21 protein-coding genes are annotated in these 18,041 nt (G+C 28.3%); 17 read left to right on the forward strand and 4 right to left on the reverse strand.

Annotated elements, in window-relative coordinates; genetic code table 11:
- Window positions 1-18: 18 nt before the first annotated feature.
- Window positions 19-840 carry a pyridoxamine kinase gene (locus ACTG48_RS07060; RefSeq protein WP_479918432.1) on the reverse strand — a complete coding sequence of 274 codons (822 nt, stop codon included), beginning with the start codon at window positions 838-840 and terminating at the stop codon, window positions 19-21.
- A gap of 256 nt (window positions 841-1,096) precedes the next feature.
- Here ACTG48_RS07060 and ACTG48_RS07065 point away from each other — a divergent pair, with 256 nt between their 5' ends.
- From ACTG48_RS07065 to ACTG48_RS07075, 3 genes are all read left to right on the forward strand, one after another.
- Window positions 1,097-2,245 carry an amidase domain-containing protein gene (locus tag ACTG48_RS07065; protein ID WP_044213125.1) on the forward strand — a complete coding sequence of 383 codons (1,149 nt, stop codon included), beginning with the start codon at window positions 1,097-1,099 and terminating at the stop codon, window positions 2,243-2,245.
- Between the two features lie 182 nt (window positions 2,246-2,427).
- On the forward strand, window positions 2,428-2,628 hold the full coding sequence (locus ACTG48_RS07070; protein WP_003419624.1) for a cold-shock protein: 201 nt from the start codon (window positions 2,428-2,430) through the stop codon (window positions 2,626-2,628).
- Between the two features lie 412 nt (window positions 2,629-3,040).
- On the forward strand, window positions 3,041-3,469 hold the full coding sequence (locus ACTG48_RS07075; protein ID WP_021384091.1) for a CBS domain-containing protein: 429 nt from the start codon (window positions 3,041-3,043) through the stop codon (window positions 3,467-3,469).
- Between the two features lie 144 nt (window positions 3,470-3,613).
- Here the strand turns inward: ACTG48_RS07075 and ACTG48_RS07080 are convergent, their stop codons facing one another.
- From ACTG48_RS07080 to ACTG48_RS07090, 3 genes are all read right to left on the reverse strand, one after another.
- The gene (locus ACTG48_RS07080; RefSeq protein ID WP_479918433.1) at window positions 3,614-4,369 is read right to left on the reverse strand and encodes a peptidylprolyl isomerase; all 756 of its coding nucleotides are present in this window, start codon (window positions 4,367-4,369) and stop codon (window positions 3,614-3,616) included.
- Between the two features lie 701 nt (window positions 4,370-5,070).
- Entirely contained in the window at window positions 5,071-5,577 is a 507-nt protein-coding gene (locus ACTG48_RS07085) for an ImmA/IrrE family metallo-endopeptidase (protein ID WP_021384113.1), read from the reverse strand.
- 80 nt (window positions 5,578-5,657) lie between these two features.
- Entirely contained in the window at window positions 5,658-5,978 is a 321-nt protein-coding gene (locus tag ACTG48_RS07090; protein WP_003428185.1) for an XRE family transcriptional regulator, read from the reverse strand.
- Window positions 5,979-6,097: 119 nt separating this feature from the next.
- Here ACTG48_RS07090 and ACTG48_RS07095 point away from each other — a divergent pair, with 119 nt between their 5' ends.
- From ACTG48_RS07095 to ACTG48_RS07160, 14 genes are all read left to right on the forward strand, one after another.
- Window positions 6,098-6,340, forward strand: a complete 243-nt coding sequence (locus ACTG48_RS07095) for a helix-turn-helix transcriptional regulator (RefSeq protein WP_479918434.1) — start codon at window positions 6,098-6,100, stop codon at window positions 6,338-6,340.
- A gap of 108 nt (window positions 6,341-6,448) precedes the next feature.
- Window positions 6,449-6,889, forward strand: a complete 441-nt coding sequence (locus tag ACTG48_RS07100; protein ID WP_479918435.1) for a hypothetical protein — start codon at window positions 6,449-6,451, stop codon at window positions 6,887-6,889.
- Window positions 6,890-7,137: 248 nt separating this feature from the next.
- Window positions 7,138-7,581, forward strand: a complete 444-nt coding sequence (locus tag ACTG48_RS07105) for a phage tail terminator family protein (RefSeq protein ID WP_479918436.1) — start codon at window positions 7,138-7,140, stop codon at window positions 7,579-7,581.
- A gap of 4 nt (window positions 7,582-7,585) precedes the next feature.
- On the forward strand, window positions 7,586-8,650 hold the full coding sequence (locus ACTG48_RS07110) for a phage tail sheath subtilisin-like domain-containing protein (protein ID WP_479918437.1): 1,065 nt from the start codon (window positions 7,586-7,588) through the stop codon (window positions 8,648-8,650).
- A gap of 13 nt (window positions 8,651-8,663) precedes the next feature.
- Complete coding sequence (locus ACTG48_RS07115) at window positions 8,664-9,092, forward strand: phage tail tube protein (protein WP_003419646.1); 429 nt, start codon at window positions 8,664-8,666, stop codon at window positions 9,090-9,092.
- A 104-nt stretch (window positions 9,093-9,196) separates the two neighbouring features.
- Window positions 9,197-9,643 (forward strand): phage tail assembly chaperone, encoded by a 447-nt coding sequence (locus ACTG48_RS07120; RefSeq protein WP_479918438.1) that lies wholly within the window; start codon window positions 9,197-9,199, stop codon window positions 9,641-9,643.
- Window positions 9,644-9,836: 193 nt separating this feature from the next.
- The gene (locus ACTG48_RS07125) at window positions 9,837-12,287 is read left to right on the forward strand and encodes a hypothetical protein (protein WP_479918439.1); all 2,451 of its coding nucleotides are present in this window, start codon (window positions 9,837-9,839) and stop codon (window positions 12,285-12,287) included.
- Entirely contained in the window at window positions 12,287-12,709 is a 423-nt protein-coding gene (locus ACTG48_RS07130) for a hypothetical protein (protein WP_479918440.1), read from the forward strand. The genes ACTG48_RS07125 and ACTG48_RS07130 overlap by 1 nt, the downstream gene beginning before the upstream one ends.
- Before the next feature lie 119 nt (window positions 12,710-12,828).
- Window positions 12,829-14,544, forward strand: a complete 1,716-nt coding sequence (locus ACTG48_RS07135) for an XkdQ/YqbQ family protein (RefSeq protein ID WP_479918778.1) — start codon at window positions 12,829-12,831, stop codon at window positions 14,542-14,544.
- 15 nt (window positions 14,545-14,559) lie between these two features.
- Window positions 14,560-14,886, forward strand: coding sequence for a DUF2577 family protein (locus tag ACTG48_RS07140; RefSeq protein ID WP_054276343.1), 327 nt, complete (start codon window positions 14,560-14,562; stop codon window positions 14,884-14,886).
- Complete coding sequence (locus tag ACTG48_RS07145) at window positions 14,886-15,314, forward strand: DUF2634 domain-containing protein (RefSeq protein WP_479918441.1); 429 nt, start codon at window positions 14,886-14,888, stop codon at window positions 15,312-15,314. The genes ACTG48_RS07140 and ACTG48_RS07145 overlap by 1 nt, the downstream gene beginning before the upstream one ends.
- Complete coding sequence (locus ACTG48_RS07150) at window positions 15,307-16,359, forward strand: baseplate J/gp47 family protein (RefSeq protein ID WP_479918442.1); 1,053 nt, start codon at window positions 15,307-15,309, stop codon at window positions 16,357-16,359. The genes ACTG48_RS07145 and ACTG48_RS07150 overlap by 8 nt, the downstream gene beginning before the upstream one ends.
- Window positions 16,356-17,054 (forward strand): putative phage tail protein, encoded by a 699-nt coding sequence (locus tag ACTG48_RS07155; protein ID WP_479918443.1) that lies wholly within the window; start codon window positions 16,356-16,358, stop codon window positions 17,052-17,054. Before ACTG48_RS07150 ends, ACTG48_RS07155 begins: the two co-directional genes overlap by 4 nt.
- Window positions 17,055-18,041 (forward strand): phage tail protein, encoded by a 987-nt coding sequence (locus ACTG48_RS07160; RefSeq protein ID WP_479918444.1) that lies wholly within the window; start codon window positions 17,055-17,057, stop codon window positions 18,039-18,041. It abuts the gene before it with no gap.

Raw genomic sequence — 18,041 nt, forward strand, 5'->3', positions numbered from 1 at the left:
GGATAATTTTTTGAAATTTTATATACTAGTCAAATCTGATAAAAAGTTTTCAAACATAACTCCATCATTTCTATCAGTATCAAATTGAGATGTGTAATTTATAGTTTTATATATAAAATCTGTTGCTGTATTAACTGCCACTCCTAAATCATGTTTATTCACTAACATACCACAAAGGATAGATGTGAATATATCTCCTGTTCCACTATAAGAGCAATTATTGTATTTAACTGATGTAAAAAATACATGGTCAGTATCTCTATCATAAGCCAAATTTAATATATTGTCCTCTTCTAATATACCAGTAATAACAACCTTGCTAGGTCCTAAATCAGATACAGCTTTTGCAATAGATATAAGTTCATCTCTATTGTAATCACTTTTGGTATAATCCTTCCCAGTCAAAAAACAAGCTTCTGTTAAATTAGGAGTAGTTAAATCTGAATGTCTAACTAGTTCTTTGATTTCTTGTCTCATTTCTTCTGTAAAGATTGGATACATGACTCCATTATCACCCATAACAGGGTCAACTACGATAAAAGCATTGGGATAATCATTTATAAAATTAGCCACTATTTCAATTTGATGTTTTGAACCTAAAAAACCACTATATATACTATCAAAGTTGACTTTTAAATTTTTCCAAACATTTGAATATTTTACCATTTCATCAGTACAATCTAAAAAAGTAAATTCAGGATAACCAGTTTGACTTGAAAGTATAGCTGTTGGAAATGGACAACATTGAACCTTTAATGCTGAAAGTATAGGTATAGCAACTGATAATGAACATTTTCCTATTCCAGATAAGTCATTAATTGCTGCGACTTTTTTTTGCATAAAAAACCCTCCATTAGTATGTATTAATTATAATGATGCCAAAATATTTATATACATATATATTACTATAAAAAAAAGAAAAAAGTAGATTATAAAATAAAAAATTGTAAAAAAAACAGTGTATCAATACAATTAATTTTTAATATTGGACATAATAAAATAAAGAATTATCAAATATGAAAATTATTATATGTGACAGAATATTCTTTGTAATTTCATTTGTAAGGTGTACTATTTGGGAGGTGTAGCTTTGAAAATGCTGAAAAATAAGAATAAGTACATCAAAGGTATAATGGCATTTGTATTTTTATCTTTAGCTACTACAGCAGGTGTATTTTTAGTCAATGATTTAAGCATGAAAAATATGGAGGAAAAAGTCATAGAATCTGCAAATGTTGAAGGTGATGATGTAAAAGACCAATATAAGCTATTGCTTGAAAACTTATTTGACTACAGAAATAAGGCAATATTAGAGAAAAATGAAAATATTTTAAAAGGTCTTTATGAGACAGATAAAAAATTTGGTCTTTGGGCTTATGAAAATGAAGTAAAAAAGATGAAATATTTAGAGAATTGGTCTAGTAAACAAGGAGTAAAATTTAAGGACATAAAAACAAGAGTTAAGATTAAAAAAATAAAAGAAAAAGAAAAAGACCTATATGGTATAATCTGCTCTGTATCGACTGAGTATAAATATTCATATGAAAATCAAAAGGACAAAGAAAATGTCTTTAGAATAGGTACATATCATTATCTAAATGTAAAAATTATGGATAATCAATATGTCATAACTAAAGAGTGGTATACAGACCCTTTTGCAGATTCTTTAAATTTAGAAAACATAAAATCTGATGATATAAGAAACTATATTGGTCAACAAAATGGTGTAGAGTTACAGCTTACAGATGAACAAAAGAAGGCTATAGATTATGCACATAAATACTGTGGAGCAGCAGCTAATGAGGAACATGGTATGAAATTTAATCCAAACTATAGAGATTATAATCCAGAAGGTGGAGATTGTGCGAATTTTGCATCACAGATAATGTTTGAAAGTGGGAGATTCAAGAAGAACTCAATTTGGAATTATAGTGAAAGAGCAGGTACAAAAGCATGGGTAAATGCACAAGCTTTTAAAAATTATTCATTGTATAGTGGAAGAGGTTCATTAATAGCGAAAGGTTCCTATGAAGAAGTATACAAAGAAGCTTATAATCTACGTCCAGGGGATTTTGTCGGATATGAGAAAAAAGGCAGAATAACACATGTTTCAACAGTAACAGGACTAGATTCAAGAGGATACCCTCTGGTAACTTGTCACAATACTGATAGAATGTTGGTTCCATGGGATTTAGGCTGGAGTGATAAATCTATAAGGTTCCATATAATAAAGATAAATTATTAAAAATTTATAAAGAAAAATAAAGTGTAAAAGAGAATAATGGCTTAATATTATAAAGTAAAAAAAATGATTATTAATGTATAAAAATAATAATAATTGACAAACATAGCTATATATGATAGAGTAGTACTAAGGTTACAGAAAAGAGTAGCTAAATAATTGTGTTTTTTTAGGAGGATTTATTAATGAAAACTGGTGTAGTTAAATGGTTTAACAACGAAAAAGGATTTGGATTTATATCTGTAGAAGGTGAAGGAGATGTTTTCGTACATTTCTCAGCTATAACTGGAGACGGATACAAAACATTAGAAGAAGGACAAAGTGTAGAATTTGAAGTAGTAGATGGAGCTAAAGGTCCTCAAGCTGCTAACGTAGTTAGATTATAATTAAAAATTCATATATATTAGTGTTCTAGTAATATGAGAGATAAGCCGCTAATCGTTTAGCGGTTTTTTCATTTTTTGTAAACAAAATAAATTAATAAATAAATTAAAATAAAAGCATTAATAATAAGATAAATATGTTAAAATTAATATTGTAGAGTAAATTTATTATGGCTAAGTTTAAGTCAATTAATTTTTAGTTAATTTTGCTAAAAAGAGAATAAGTGATACTGATAGACCATATAAAAATATTAATAAAGCATAAACAAGATTAAAATGACCAAAAGAAAAACGCTTGTTACAGCGTATAGTATGTAATAATACTTAGAAAATAAGAAAGGAGAAAGTTACTGCAAAAAGTAACATTATAAATATTCAATAATATTTATAATTTTTCGGTAACGGTGGTAGTGTAATGAACATATTATTCTTTCTAACACCAAAAAGTGAAGTAGCATATATATATGAAGACTACACTATAAGGCAAGCCCTAGAAAAAATGGAATATCACAAATACTCTGCAATTCCAATAATAAGTAAGGATGGTAAATATATTGGAACTATAACAGAAGGTGATTTTTTATGGACATTAAAAAACGACTTAAATCTGGACTTAAAAGGATTGGAAGATGTTCCTGTGACAGATATTAATAGAAAAATGGATAATTCTCCTGTTTCCATCAATGCAGATATAGAAGATTTAGTTATAAAATCTTTAAATCAAAATTTTATTCCTGTTATAGATGACCAAGACACATTTATTGGGATAATAAAAAGAAGAGATGTTATAGGTTATTGTTATGAGATAATACGAGGATACAAAAATCTAGCTAATGATAATTAAAAATTTTATTGAAACTTTTTAAGCTGTGTTCTTTATAATAAAAGAATAAAAATCTGAAATTAAAAATTTAAACTTTAATATAAGAAGCTGTCTTTTACAATAAAAATTGTGAAAAGACAGCTTTTTTTATACATCATTTTGTGATTAATCGTTGTACTTTACAAGGTTTCCGTATTTAGCATTAAGAGCATTTATTTTATTTCCATAAACCTCATTTTGTTTTTGGTATAATAAACTTTTTTCAACTTCAGCTTTAGCTTCATCAAATGAAGATTCTGTGCTTTCTTGAAGGTCTTCTAATTTTATTATGTGATATCCAAATTGAGTCTTAACTGGCTCACTTACTTCACCTTTAGCCATAGAGAATACAGCTTCTTCAAATTCAGGAACCATTTGTCCTCTACCGAATGTTCCTAAATCACCACCCATGTCTTTAGATGGGCAAGAAGAATGTTTAACAGCGGCATCTTCAAAAGATATTTCTTCTGATTTTATTTGAGCAAGTATTTCTTTAGCTTTTTCATCACTATCTACTAATATATGTTTAGCAGTTGCACTTTCTGGTTTAGAGAAAGAGCTCTTATTAGCTTCAAAGAATTCTACTTTTTCATCTTCTGTTACATCAACACTAGATAAAACTTTATTTATAGCAAATTGCTTTAATACATTTTCTTCTATCTTTTTCATTTCTGACTTGAATATTTCTTCTTCATTTAATTTTTCTTCTTTAGCATCTAATAAGAATAATTCTTGGTTTACTAAATCATTTAATAAATGTTTTTTACCTTCTTCAGTTTTAAATTGCATAGCTTGATAAGGGTCTAATGACTTTAATGCATTTTCAATATCAATATTAGTTATCTCTTTTTCTCCAACTGTTGCTAAAACTTTTTTTTCCATAATAGTTAACTCCTTTATAGTGTATTTCATTATTAATATAAAAACTACCATCTTAAATAATATCAGAAAACAATGTAGATGTCTAACATTTAAACCCATATTAAGTCAAATAGAATTAAATTTAGTAGAACAAAGTTATTACAATCAATAAAAGTGAGCTCATAATACCTACTACACCTTCTTCATGTTTAAATTTAAGTGTTTTTACCATCGAATAATAAAAATATACCCCAGTAAAAATTATCTTTAGATATAGGAAAGATAAACTTTTAGGATATATTAAAAAGCTGAAAAGAGTAAATATAAAAGCAAGTAGAGTACTTATTCTGTAAAAGAAATCTATTTGTGTAACGTCCTTATATTTTATCATAAACACTGAATATAAAATGATGAAAATAATTGCTACAATTGCGTATACAGTAAATAATATATTTTCAATAGTTCCATTTGAAATTACTATCCACTTATACCACATAATTGGCCAAAAAAATAATGCTAAGAACTTAAAATAATTATCAAACAACTTTTCTTTATACATTCATCAAACAACCTTTCTTAACAAAAGCATGTATTTATTTTTAGAATTTTAAATAATGTGATACCATTATTATATATTAATATTGAATTTATAGAAACCAAAATTTGTTAAAATAAATATATAGATTTTACTGTTAGGTCAATTGAAAATACTACCATTTTTATTATGAAATTGGATCAAATATGTAGAAATATGGCAAGTTGGTTAATATTAGATATTTATTACTTCCAAGTGATAAAGATTGTTTTTTTAATGATAAGAATTCTAGTCTTTTTTGAAAAAAATTAATATCAACATTAAGTATATCTGCCATTTCGTAAACGCAAGTGATACCAGAATTAATTATATTTATTATATCTTCTTCAGTAATTAAGAATTCACAAGCCCATTTTAAAGCCTTATTTTCACATTTGTCTATAATGATTTTTGTATAATAATCGTTATAAGAAGACACATAGTATCCAAGACTGGTGAAATGATGCCCAAGCTCCTCGGCCAAGATAGATGTAAGTTTTTTTGTATTTTGTTTTAAATTACTGAGTAATGATATGATTTTCATACCATGTTTATTTATATAGAGTCCTTCTAAATCACCTGCAATATAAGTAGTATAATGAATTATTATCTCTTCCTGAGATGCTAATTCAAAGAGTTTATCCAAATTATTCATAAAAATCCCCCTAAAATAGAATGTATGTTTGCTTTGAAATTATATTAAAGGAGCAGAAAATAGACTGCTCATCATATGGTTTATTTTTTTTTATATTTATTTAGTAAAAATTCTATATAATCATTAAGTTGTTCTTGTGCCTCTTCAGGCAATTCTTCATGTGGATTTTTTCTATGTGCAGCTACTGTATCAATATTTTCTTTAACTAAGGTTCTTCCAAGAAGGTAATCAACTGATACATTAAACACATCAGCCAACTTATTTAAAATGTGTTCATCAGGAAATCTGTTTTCTGTTTCATAGTATCCTAAGACTCTTTGGGAAACTCCTACTTTTTCACCAAGTTCTCTTTGAGTCAATCCAAATTCCTTTCTAAGTTCTCTTAATCTTTTGGCAAACATTATAACACCACCTTATGTATAGATTATAACAAATTGTTCTAAAAAATAAAACTATGAAAGTATAAAAAGAATATTTTTTTCTAAAATCTATTGATAAAGAACAAATAATTCTATATAATATGGATATAGAAGAACAAAATATTCTTAAAAGTGGTGGAGGTATGAAAATTATGTTTAAAAACAATTTGAAATATTATAGAAAATGTAAAGGTATGACACAAATTCAACTTGCTAGAAAAGCAGGTATTACAAATGACTATATATCTCAAATAGAAAGAGGTATAAAAAATCCTGGACTTCTTATGGCTAAAAAAATTTCTAATATTTTAGAACAAAATATAGATGAAGTTTTTTTTATGTAATTATAGAACAATATGTTCTTGAAAGTTATGAGATTAGTAAAAACTGTACATTAAAGAGATTATTATGAATTTAAAGCTAATATAAGCATATAAAAAAGGAGAAATACTATGGAAAACAAAAAAGATATATTATTTAAAGAAACAGATGAAAGATTACATAATTATAAGTATTTGGATATAAAGATAAAGAACATTAATTTGGATATAAAAAGATGTGAAAATGAATACGCTGGGTGTGGAGCAATGGTGTATACAGAAAAGATTAGTGCTACATATAATATAAGTTCTTCTGTTGAAAATGAAGTTATAAAAAAAGAAGAGCGATTAAGAAAATTAAAGATGGAAAAAGAAGATATAGAAATAGAAAAAGAAAAGATAGAAAATGCTCTAACATGCCTAAATGATATGGAAACGGAGTTTTTTAATCTTTTCTACAATAGTAAGACAAAAAACAATATGACTTATATTTCTATGAAGTTACATTTAGATAGAACCTCTTGTTACAATTTAAAGAAAAAGATGATATTTAAATTAAATGAGATATTATAAAAAACAGGACAAATTTTAAACACTTTATATACACTATTGCAACAATAGGCTATAAAATATGTGAGATAATGTTATTGTGAAAGAAATCCATATTGAAGGAGGTGATGAATTGAAAAGAATAATATTACCTAAAAATATAGAAGATACTTGATAGGAATAAATGAGATGGGTATTTAAAAATGACTTATATCATTTATAGTAAGATTATCAGATTAAGCAAAAATATTTAGTGATAGAGTGGTGATTGTTTGCTTAAATACAAAGAAATAATAGAAACAATTATTGAGACTCTCAAAAAAAACTTTACTGAAAATGTTTTTATTGATGATGAAAGTGTGCAAGGCTCAGAAGGGTCTTGTTTTTTTGTAAGTATATTGTCAGTTATTTGTACACCTATAATGTTAAATACAAATAACAAAGATATTATTATATCTATAAAATATTTACCAAAGTCACAATCAAACAGTATTAGAATGTATGAAGTCTCAGACGAATTAAATAAGCTATTCAACAGAAATATAAAGGTAACAGACAGAAAATTAAATATAACAAAACTAGAACAGAGTATCAAAAAAGAGGAGTCAATTTATACATTGAACTTTTCAATCACATTAAACTATCTTGATAGTGTATATGAAGAAGAAGTAGTATATGAAAATATGGAAGAAATCAATTTGAATTTAGGAGAGTGATAGTATGGCTATAGGATTACCAAGTATCAATATATCATTTAAGGAGTTAGCTACAACTGTTAAAGAACGTTCAGCTAGAGGAATAATCGCAATGGTGCTTAAAGATACTAAGGCACTAGGTCTTAATGAGATACATGAAAAAGAGGATATACCAGCTGATTTATCTGCTGAAAATAAAGAATATATAAATTTGGCTTTGATGGGAAATGTTAATACTCCAAATAAGTTATTAGCTTATGTAATAGAGGGAGAGGCAGATATTCAAACTGCATTAGACTTCCTAGAGACTAAGGAATTTAATTATCTATGTATGCCAAAAGCAGTAGAAGCTGATAAGACTGCTATAAAAAATTGGATAATTAAACTTAGAGACACAGATAAAGTGAAAGTTAAGGCTGTATTAGGAAAAGTTGTAGGAAATCATGAAGGTATAATTAATTTTACTACAGAAGATGTACTAGTTGGAGAAAAGAAATACAGTGTTGATGAGTTTACAAGTAGAGTGGCAGGTCTTATAGCAGGAACACCTTTAAGTCAATCAATAACTTATACTAAGCTTAGTGATGTAGTTGATATACCTAAGATGACTAAAGTTGATGCGGAATCAAAGGTTAATAAAGGAGAGCTTATACTTATTAAGGAAGCAGGGGCTATAAGAATTGCTAGAGGAGTAAATTCTTTAACTGAGTTAACAGAAGAAAAAGGAGAAATGTTCCAGAAGATAAAAATAGTTGATACTTTAGATATTATACAAAGTGATATAAGAAAAGTAATAATAGATGACTATATAGGAAAGATTACTAACAGTTATGACAACAAATGTTTGCTGATAGTGGCTATAAAAAGTTATTTAGAAGAACTAGAAAAATCTGTACTTGTAGAATCTAATTCTACTGTCGAAATAGATTTTGAAGCACAAAAATCATACTTGAAATCAAAGGGAGTAGATTTATCTTATATGACTTTACAGGAAATAAAAGAAGCTAATACAGGTTCTAAAGTGTTTTTAAAAGCGAAAATAAAGGCACTTGATGCTATGGAAGATATAGATTTATCAATAGAGATATAGGAGGATTATTAATATGGCAAATATGGAAGCTAGAAATGTAATGAGTGGTACTTGGGGAGAGCTTTGGCTTGATGGGAATAAAGTAGCAGAAGTAAAGAAGTTTCAAGCAAAGATGGAATTTACAAAAGAAGATATTATAATAGCAGGTCAAATGGGTACTGATACAAAGTATATGGGATACAAAGGAAAAGGTTCAATAACTTTATACCATGTTAGTTCAAGAATGCACAAATTAATTGGAGAAAAGATAAAGAGAGGTTCTGAACCTAGATTTGTTGCTATATCAAAATTGAATGACCCAGATTCTTATGGGGCAGAAAGAATAGCAGTAAAGAATATAGCATTTGATGATTTAACTTTAGCTGATTGGGAAGTTGGAGTAAAAGGAGAGATAGAAGCTCCATTCACATTTACTGAATATGACTTCCTTGATATAATTTAGTTTTACTTGGGTAATTGTTAAATATAGACAGTTATTAAATATGTTTAGTTAATTGATACATGTGGTTATTTAATAGAAATTGATTGATAAAGGAGTAAATAATAATGAGTGAAAATGGATTACCAAAGAATGTAAATATAGTAGATTTACTTTTAAACACAGATACAGAAAATTTAGAAAGACCAAGTACGATAGTTGAACTTAAGAGATTATCTAATATATTTGGTCAAGAGTTTAAGGTAATGTGTAGAGCTTTAACAATAAGTAAGGATGAGGAAATACAAAACACTTGTCTTAAAATTGATGAAAATATGAAAACAGATATAGATTTACCAGAGATGCAGATGCTTACAGTAATAGAAGGTGTTTGTGATTTAGATGGAAAACTTCTATTTAAAAATAAGGAGCTAATGGAGAAATTTAAGGCCCCAACTCCAAAAGAATTGGCAAGAAAATTATTACTGCCAGGTGAAATTACTAACTTATACAGAATACTTCAAGATATTATGGGTTATGGTAAAAACGCAGTAATAGAAGAGGTAAAAAACTAATAGGGACGGATACCAAGACTACAATAATGTATTATTATTGGAAGAAGAGAGGTATTAGACCGTCCCTTTTTTATGCAATGGATAAAGGCGAATTAAAGCTTATTGAAGCTTTTTTCGCCTTGGAAATTGAGGAAGAAGTTGAAAAAATGAAACATGGATATGGAGTTTGTCCTTTGACAGGAGGTGATATATAGTGGGGAATGTAAAAGAAGAAGGTATAAATATGTATCTTACAGATAATTACACACCAAAAATGAATCAGATTATATCAGTAACTGATAATTTTAGGAGAGCAACTGTGGCTGTTTCACTTTCAACTAATGTAATGGCTAATAGTATAAATAATTCTGTTGGAAGTGCAAGTAGTAGAGTAAACAGTTTAAATTCTTCTTTAAGAAAAGTTCAGGCTACTGCTAGTAGTGTAAGTTCTACTATAACAAAATTAAGTTCTAGTATTAATGCTGTTTCAGGAGCTATTGGGAGTTTAAACGGTAGTATTATGAGATTAGCAGTAACTATAGCTATGATTATTAATTATTTTAGTAAATTGATTCAAAAGAAAAATGAATTTAATTCAAATCCTATAATTATATTAATATTTAAAGTTAAAAATAATGAAATAGAACAAACTAATTCAAAAATAAGTTTCTTAAAGAGAACTGCTTCTAATATAAGGTTAGGGATAGAAAATTCTGGTGTAAAGAAAGGTATAAATAAAGCCATTGAATACTTGAAACAGCTTAAAGGTGGTAAAGTATGGAATGTCATAATAGGGGCAAAAGATAAGGTAAGTAGTGTTATAGGTGTAATTTTACCTAAGTTAATGTTATTTAAAAGTTCTCTTTGGAGAGGTGTAATAGCTGTAAAAGATATGGCAAGTGGCATTATAAGTAGAGTATTTCCTAAATTAAGATTATTTGCAGGTAAGGTGTGGACAGGTGCAATAGCTGTAAAGGATATGGCTAGTAGCATACTTGGTTCAATAAAGGGGAAGATATCTGATTTGACGAATGGAGCTACTATAGATGTTGCTGTTAAAAAGGGTGTTGACTTACTTGGTCAAGAGCAAAATCAGAAAGTTGTCCTAGAAAGTGTAATGAAGAGAAATACTGGAAATGTTAGAAAAAAAGATGTTGATACTTATTATAATGATTTATTAAAGATAGCAAATGATACACCTTTTGATCCCGAAGATGTTGTTTCAATGGGAACTAAAGCTAAAATGATTAGTAATATTACTGGTGGGAAAAAAGAAAAAGATATAACTCAGGCTATGGTAGATGTTAGAGCTTTAAATATGAATACAAGTAGTGAGCAAGATGTATCAGCAGCTTTCTTAAGTGCAGCAAAAGGAAATATGGAATCTCTTAATACTTTGGTAGGAGAAAATTATAAAACTTTTGATGAAGCATTAGATGGTATAAGTATAAAGCAAATGGGATTAGCTAAAAAAATGAGTGGAACAATACCAGGTATAATATCGGCTGCTCAGACAAGTATTAATAATGGTTTAAAGAATCTTGTTAGACCCTTTGACGCCATTTTGGGGCAAGGAATAAAAAAAATACAAAGTTTTATCGAGAGTGGTTTAAAAAGTTTAACTAATGTTACTAAAAGAATGGCCCCAAAGATAGGTAATGTAGTAAATGGTATAGGAATTACTGCTAACAAAGATGAACAAATGAAATTTAGAAGTATGAAGCGTGAAAAATCACTTCCTGATTCTACTCAATACCGACTTTCTAGTGAACTTGAAAAACGTAAAATGTTAGCTGAAAATAAACAAGAAAGTTTTGAAAATAATGCAGCAATGATGATAGGAAATGCACCAAAAGCAATTGTTAATACAGGAAGTATGTTAATGCAAAATATTGACTTTACTGCATTGATAGATTCATTATTTCCAGTAGTAAATTTAGTAAACAATTTATTAGATAACATAAACAATAAATCACCAATTGCACAAGGTTTAATAAGTATATTTGGGACAATAGTAACTACAGCATTTCAATTAATAGGACCTGTAGTTGAGGCTGTTAGCCCTATTATTACAAGAATTTTTACTTTTTTAGGAGAGCATGCACCACAAATAAATTATTTTATTGAAACTATGGGCAATGTATGGAAAACCGTATGGGAAACATTAGGTCCAATTTTAGAAGAGGCATGGAAGTTTTTAGAACCACTTTTAGACTCTTTTCTTGATGCATTAAAAAACTTATCTGATTTTATAAATTTAATTTGTGATTTATGGAAGAAGATGGTTAAGTCCATAAATGAAAGTCCTATAACAGCTAAAATAGGTAAATATGTTACAGAAAGAAGAAATAAATATAAAGAAGAAGGAATGGATAGTGGATTAGCTCATGATTCAGGTACAAATCCTGATATAAATTCATTGTTTGGAAAAGCATTTGGATTAAACTATGTACCTTACAATAATTACCAAACAAGACTTCATGAGGGTGAGATGGTATTAACTAAACAAGAAGCAAATCAATATAGAAGTGGAAAAAGTGGTGGAAACATAAGTATAGCAAAATTAGCTGACACAATAGTAATTAGAGAAGAAGCTGATATAGAAAAAGTTACCTCAAAATTAGTTTCAAGTATAAAAATAGCACAATTAGGAGGGGTATTATAATGGAAATGTGGCTTAGACAAGCAGAAGATAGATTTAGATTTCCAGTATTTCCATCATCTTTTAGTATTAATGGAAAAGCTGCTGTAAATTCCTCTAGTATACTCAAAATAGGTGAAATAGCCACTTTTGGAGGTGTAGCTCTTAAAAGTATTTCAATATCTAGTTTTTTTCCAAATAAAGACTATACTTTTTGTGGTTATACAGGTTTTCCATCACCTTATGACTGTGTAAATAAGATTGAAAAATGGATGAAGGAAGGCTTTATACTAAGATTTACAATTACAGAAACCAATATAAATATGGAAGTCATAATTGAGGGTTTTAGTTATGAAGAAAAAGATGGAACTAGAGATGTATATTTTACATTAGATTTAAAGGAATATAAAAGGATAAAAATACCAAAAGTAACTCCAAAACAATAACTATTATGGATAATAAGTTATAAATAACTGCTGACAGAGTTAAATGAAAAGGCAGGTGATTTTTTATTATTAAAATTTGGGTACACATAAAAAATGGAAGTATCTATGATATCACTGATATAGTAGATAAAGTCTCTTGGTCAGGTGATTATAAATCTCCATCAAGAACACTAGAATTTTCAATAATCCAATCTTCTTTTGATGTAAATTTTCAACAGATAGATATACCAATAGCTAGTACGATTTGTTTCTATGTAGATGAGAAAGAACTATTTAGAGGAATGATAATTAATAGGTCTAAAGATTCAAGTAGTAATGAAATTAGTTTTGTATCTAAAGACATGGGATTTTTACTTACACAAAGTGAAGTATCATGTAATTTTAAAGACAAGTTGGTTGAAGATATAGCAAAGCAAGTGTTTGCTGAAAATAGACTTGCAGTTGGAACAATAGTAAAAACCAATGTCAAGTACACAAAGATGTTTATAGGTGTAACTGGTTATGATACCATAATGAGTGCATATACAGAAGCAAGTAAGAAAACTAAGAAAAAATACATGATAGAAGCTAATTTAGACAAGTTTAATGTTATTGAAAAAGGGGCTATAACTTTAAGTGTTATGTTTGAAGAGGGATTTAATATTATAAATACTACTTTTTCAGAAAGTATGGAAAATGTAAAAAATAAGGTGGTAGTAGTAGACCAATATGGAAGTAAAATTAGTGAAAAAATAGATAATGAAGTTTTTAAAGAAGTAAATGTAATAATGCAAAAAGTAATTCAGCAACAGGAAAATCAAGATGTAGATGTGGATAGTGAATTTAAAGGGATAGAAAAAAGCTGTTCTCTTAGAGGTTATGGAAATGTAAGTTGTAGAACTGGAAGAGGTGTAAAAGTTAAAGACTCTTATACGAAGCTTGTAGGATTGTTTTATATAGATACAGATAAACATACATGGCAAAATGGAGAATATCAAATTGAACTTGAACTTAACTTTCAAAATCTTATGGATGAAAAGTCAGCAGGACAGGATGAACCTAAGGAAGAAAGTAATTTAGGAGGAGATGATTATACAGGAGGAACAGAATTCTCAGCTGTATTTACAGGTTATTGTCCTACCAAAGCAGAAGGTGGAGAGACAGATTGTAGAGAAAAAAAATTAGACCCATCTAAAAAAACTTGTGCAGCACCTATGGTAGATGTCTATGACCAACCTCATTATAGTAAAGACTTTCTTTCTAAACATCCAAGGTTAAAATATGGAGATAAGATACAAATAATAGGTACTAAAAACCGTGATGGAATTTACACAGTAAATGATAATGGACCAAAAATAATCATAGAGAAAAATGGAAAATATCATATAGACATTTTATTTGGTAACCAAAAAGAATCTGATAATTTTAAGGAAAATGGAAAAATAATTATTGGTGGAAGTTCTTCATCTAATATAACTGGAAAAGCTAAACAATTAATAAATCTTGCATTTTCTAAAAAAGGATGTAAGTATGTTTGGGGAGCTACTGGCCCAAATACATTTGACTGTAGCGGGTTTACTCAATGGTGTTATAAAAATGCATTGGGAATAAAGATACCTAGAGTATCTAGAGAACAAGGTCGTTTAGGAAAATCAGTTGAAAAGAAAAACTTACAACCAGGAGATTTAGTTTTCTTTTCTAGTGAAGGGCCTAAAGGTACAATAAATCATGTTGGTATATTTATAGGTAATGGAGAGTTTATTCACTCGCCAAAGACTGGTGATGTGGTTAAAGTATCTAGCCTAAATGGTAGCTATTACAATAAAAATTATGTAACAGCTAGAAGGTATTTATAAAAAGGTGGTGATATAATGGCAAATCCGATTAATGAATTTATAGGAATAATAAGAGAAGAAGGAAAGTATCATAATCAACCTTCTTTTTTTATTGGAAAAGTTAAAAGTAAATTACCAGATTTAAAAATAGAAACAAATAACATTATATTAGAAAAAGAAGATATCTTAATAGATAGTTGGATGCTTGATAGACAGATAGAATTATTTGATACAGAAACAAGTCAAGAACATAAACATGAAATAAAAAATCCCTTTATAGATACTTTTGAATCTGGAGACACAGTAATAATGTTTAGAATAGGCGAGAAATTTGCTATTGTAAGTAAGTTGGTGAGCTTATAATGAGTACAATATTCCCTTTTATAGGTGTACCAGAAGATTATATCTTACCTAAAACAGAAGAATTGCCAATATTTCATGAAGTGGCATGGGATTTTGAAAAAGATGAACCTATTTTAGAAAAAAGTGATTTTAAAATAGTTGAGAAAAAAGAAGCTTTAAAAGTTTGGATATACAAGTGCATAAAAACAAATAGGTATGAACATGAAATATACTCTTTAGAGTATGGTACAGAGCTTTCAGAACTTATAGGACAAAAGTATACAAAAGGTCTTACAGAAAGTGAAGCTAGCAGGTTTATAAAAGAAGCTCTTTTAATAAATCCATATATATTAGAAGTAAATGTAAAAAGTTCTAACTTTAACAGAGATATATTAAGTGCAAATGTAAAAGTATCCACTATCTATGGGGAGGTGGAATTAAATGTATAGTGACCAGACATATGAAGTAATAAAAAATAGAACTCTTGAAAATATCAAGCTTGATATTTATAAAGGTGAGGGTTCTTTTATAAACAACATGGTATCTGGAAATAATCTAGAACTTGCAAAAATGTATATAGAACTTTCTAAAATACATAAAATGGCTTTTATACAAGACACATATAACCAATTTCTTGATAAAAGAGTCAATGAGTTTGGTGTATATAGAAAGTTGGGAACTGAGTCAAATGGAGAAGTTGAATTTATTGGAGAGAAAGGAACTGTAATAACTAATGGTACAGTAATATCATATAGAGATTTACTATTTGTAGTAATAAAAGATGTAACTATTGGCAGTGAAGAAGGTGACAATAGCCCAGTTCAAGCTCTAGAAGTTGGTAAGAGATATAATCTACCTACAAATTGTGAATTTAAATTAACTGATAATATATCTGGAGTAATTAAGATTATTAACACTAAAAGCTTTGAAGGTGGTACAGATATAGAGACAGATGAAGAATTAAAAGAAAGATTTTATAAAATCCAAAAAAATCAAGCTACAAGTGGAAATAAAGCTCACTATGAAGAATGGGCTTTAGAGGTAGATGGAGTCTATAATGTGAAGGTTTATCCAAGATGGGATGGTCCAGGAACAATTAAAGTTTTGATATTTGGGAAAAACAATCAAGCTGTTGATACAGAAACAATTGAAAGATGTCAGCAACATATAGACGAAGAAAAACCTATTGGACCAACTGTAATAATTACAACACCATTACCAATAGAAATAAATATAAGTGCAGTAATGAAACTAGAAGATGGATATACATTAGATAATGTCAAAGAATCTTTCTTAGAAAGTATAAATTCATATTTTAGAGAGATTAGAGGAGAAATAATCTATACAAAAGTCATGGGAATACTTATAAATACTGCTGGTGTACATGATTTAAGTAACTTACTTATAAATGGAAGCACAGATAATATAACTATTAATGAAGATAAAATACCAAGTGTAACATCTGTTGATTTTAGTGAGGTGGAAAATCAATGAAACTAATTGATAAACTACCCTCATTTGATAAAAATCATATTGTAGAAGAGATACAAGGTGCATATGATACAGAGTTAAATATTCTTAAAGAAGATATTGATGATACTTTTGACCAATTATTTGTTGACACTGCAACATGGGGATTAGATATGTGGGAAGATATACTCTGCATTGAAAAAAAAGAACTTGATTTTGAAGCAAGACGTAACAATATAAAAGCCAAAATGAGGAGCAGAGGTACTAGTACTATTGAAGTTATAAAAAATATATGTGAGGCATACACAAAATCAGAAGCAGACATAAAAGTTTATAGTGATGAATTTACATTCGTATTGAGCTTTATCGCAAATAACTGTGACTATAAAACTCTTTTAGATTGTAGCGATATGATTGAAAAAGTAAAACCTGCTCACTTATTGCACTATTTAGAGCCTATAATACTAGATAAAAGTATGGTCTATTGTGGTGGAGGTATGGTTTGTAGTGAGGAAGTAAAAGTTCATCCATACTTTGAACCAATTATAAAATGTAGTGCTGTTATAAATTGTGGAGCTGGAATGCTAAGTAGAGAAGAAATAAAGGTTTATCCTTTAAGTATTAAATATATTGAAAGTAATTGTAAGATTAATATAGCTATTGCAAATGATACAGGAGTTGAAAATGTAGTAGTTTATCCTAAACAGGAGGTGGTATAGTTGGAAGAAAAATTTTATATAATATTAACCAAAATTGGTAGAGAAAAAATAGCAAATGCAACTGCACTAGGGGAGCTTGTAGGGTTGACCAAGTTTCAAGTTGGAGATAGTAATGGAGAATATTATGAGCCAACAGAAGAACAAACTGCTTTAAAGAATGTAGTTTGGGAAGGAAATATAAATTCTTTAAGAATTGATGAGAAAAATCCTAATTGGATAGTTATAGAGACTATTTTACCAGGAACAGTTGGTGGATTTATGATAAGAGAAGCTGCTGTTTTGGACAATGAGAACAATATAATAGCTATAGGTAAATATCCAGAGACGTATAAGCCACGTGCTGAAGATGGTAGTATTAAAGATTTAGTTGTAAAGATGATTTTACAATTGTCTAATACTTCAAATGTAACATTAGAAGTAGACCCAACACTGGTTTTTGTGACTCAAAAGGATATTCAAGATTTGGATGATAAGTTTGATAATAATATAAAAGAAATAAAAGTGAATATTGGTGATGTAAATATATTAACTACAGATTCTAAAAATTTATCAGGGGCTATAAATGAAGTAGTTAAAAAAATAGAAAATATATCTTTTGACGATGTTATAAGTGGTCAGATACAAACTGATATATCAGTTCTAAAAAATAGCTATAACAAATTATCTGAAAAAGTATTAGATATATTAATATATTTAGAGTTAGAGTCAGAAGTAACTGTAGATGAGGCAGGTTACTGGTATGATACATTAGCAAATGGAAACAACATAGTAGCTATAGAAGGTCTAAAATTAGATTTAAATAGAAAGTGTATAACAGGCGAAGTTGGTAATGTGGTTTTTAGAGATGTGGTATTACCATTTAGTGCAAATAGAGTTAGATATATACATGATATGGACAATAATTTTGTTGAGACAAAATCTAGTAATACTTATTTAAAAGAACAAAAAGATATAACTCTAAATAAGTATTCATATGAAATAAGATAA

This window comes from Clostridioides sp. LIBA-6822 (assembly GCF_056688955.1).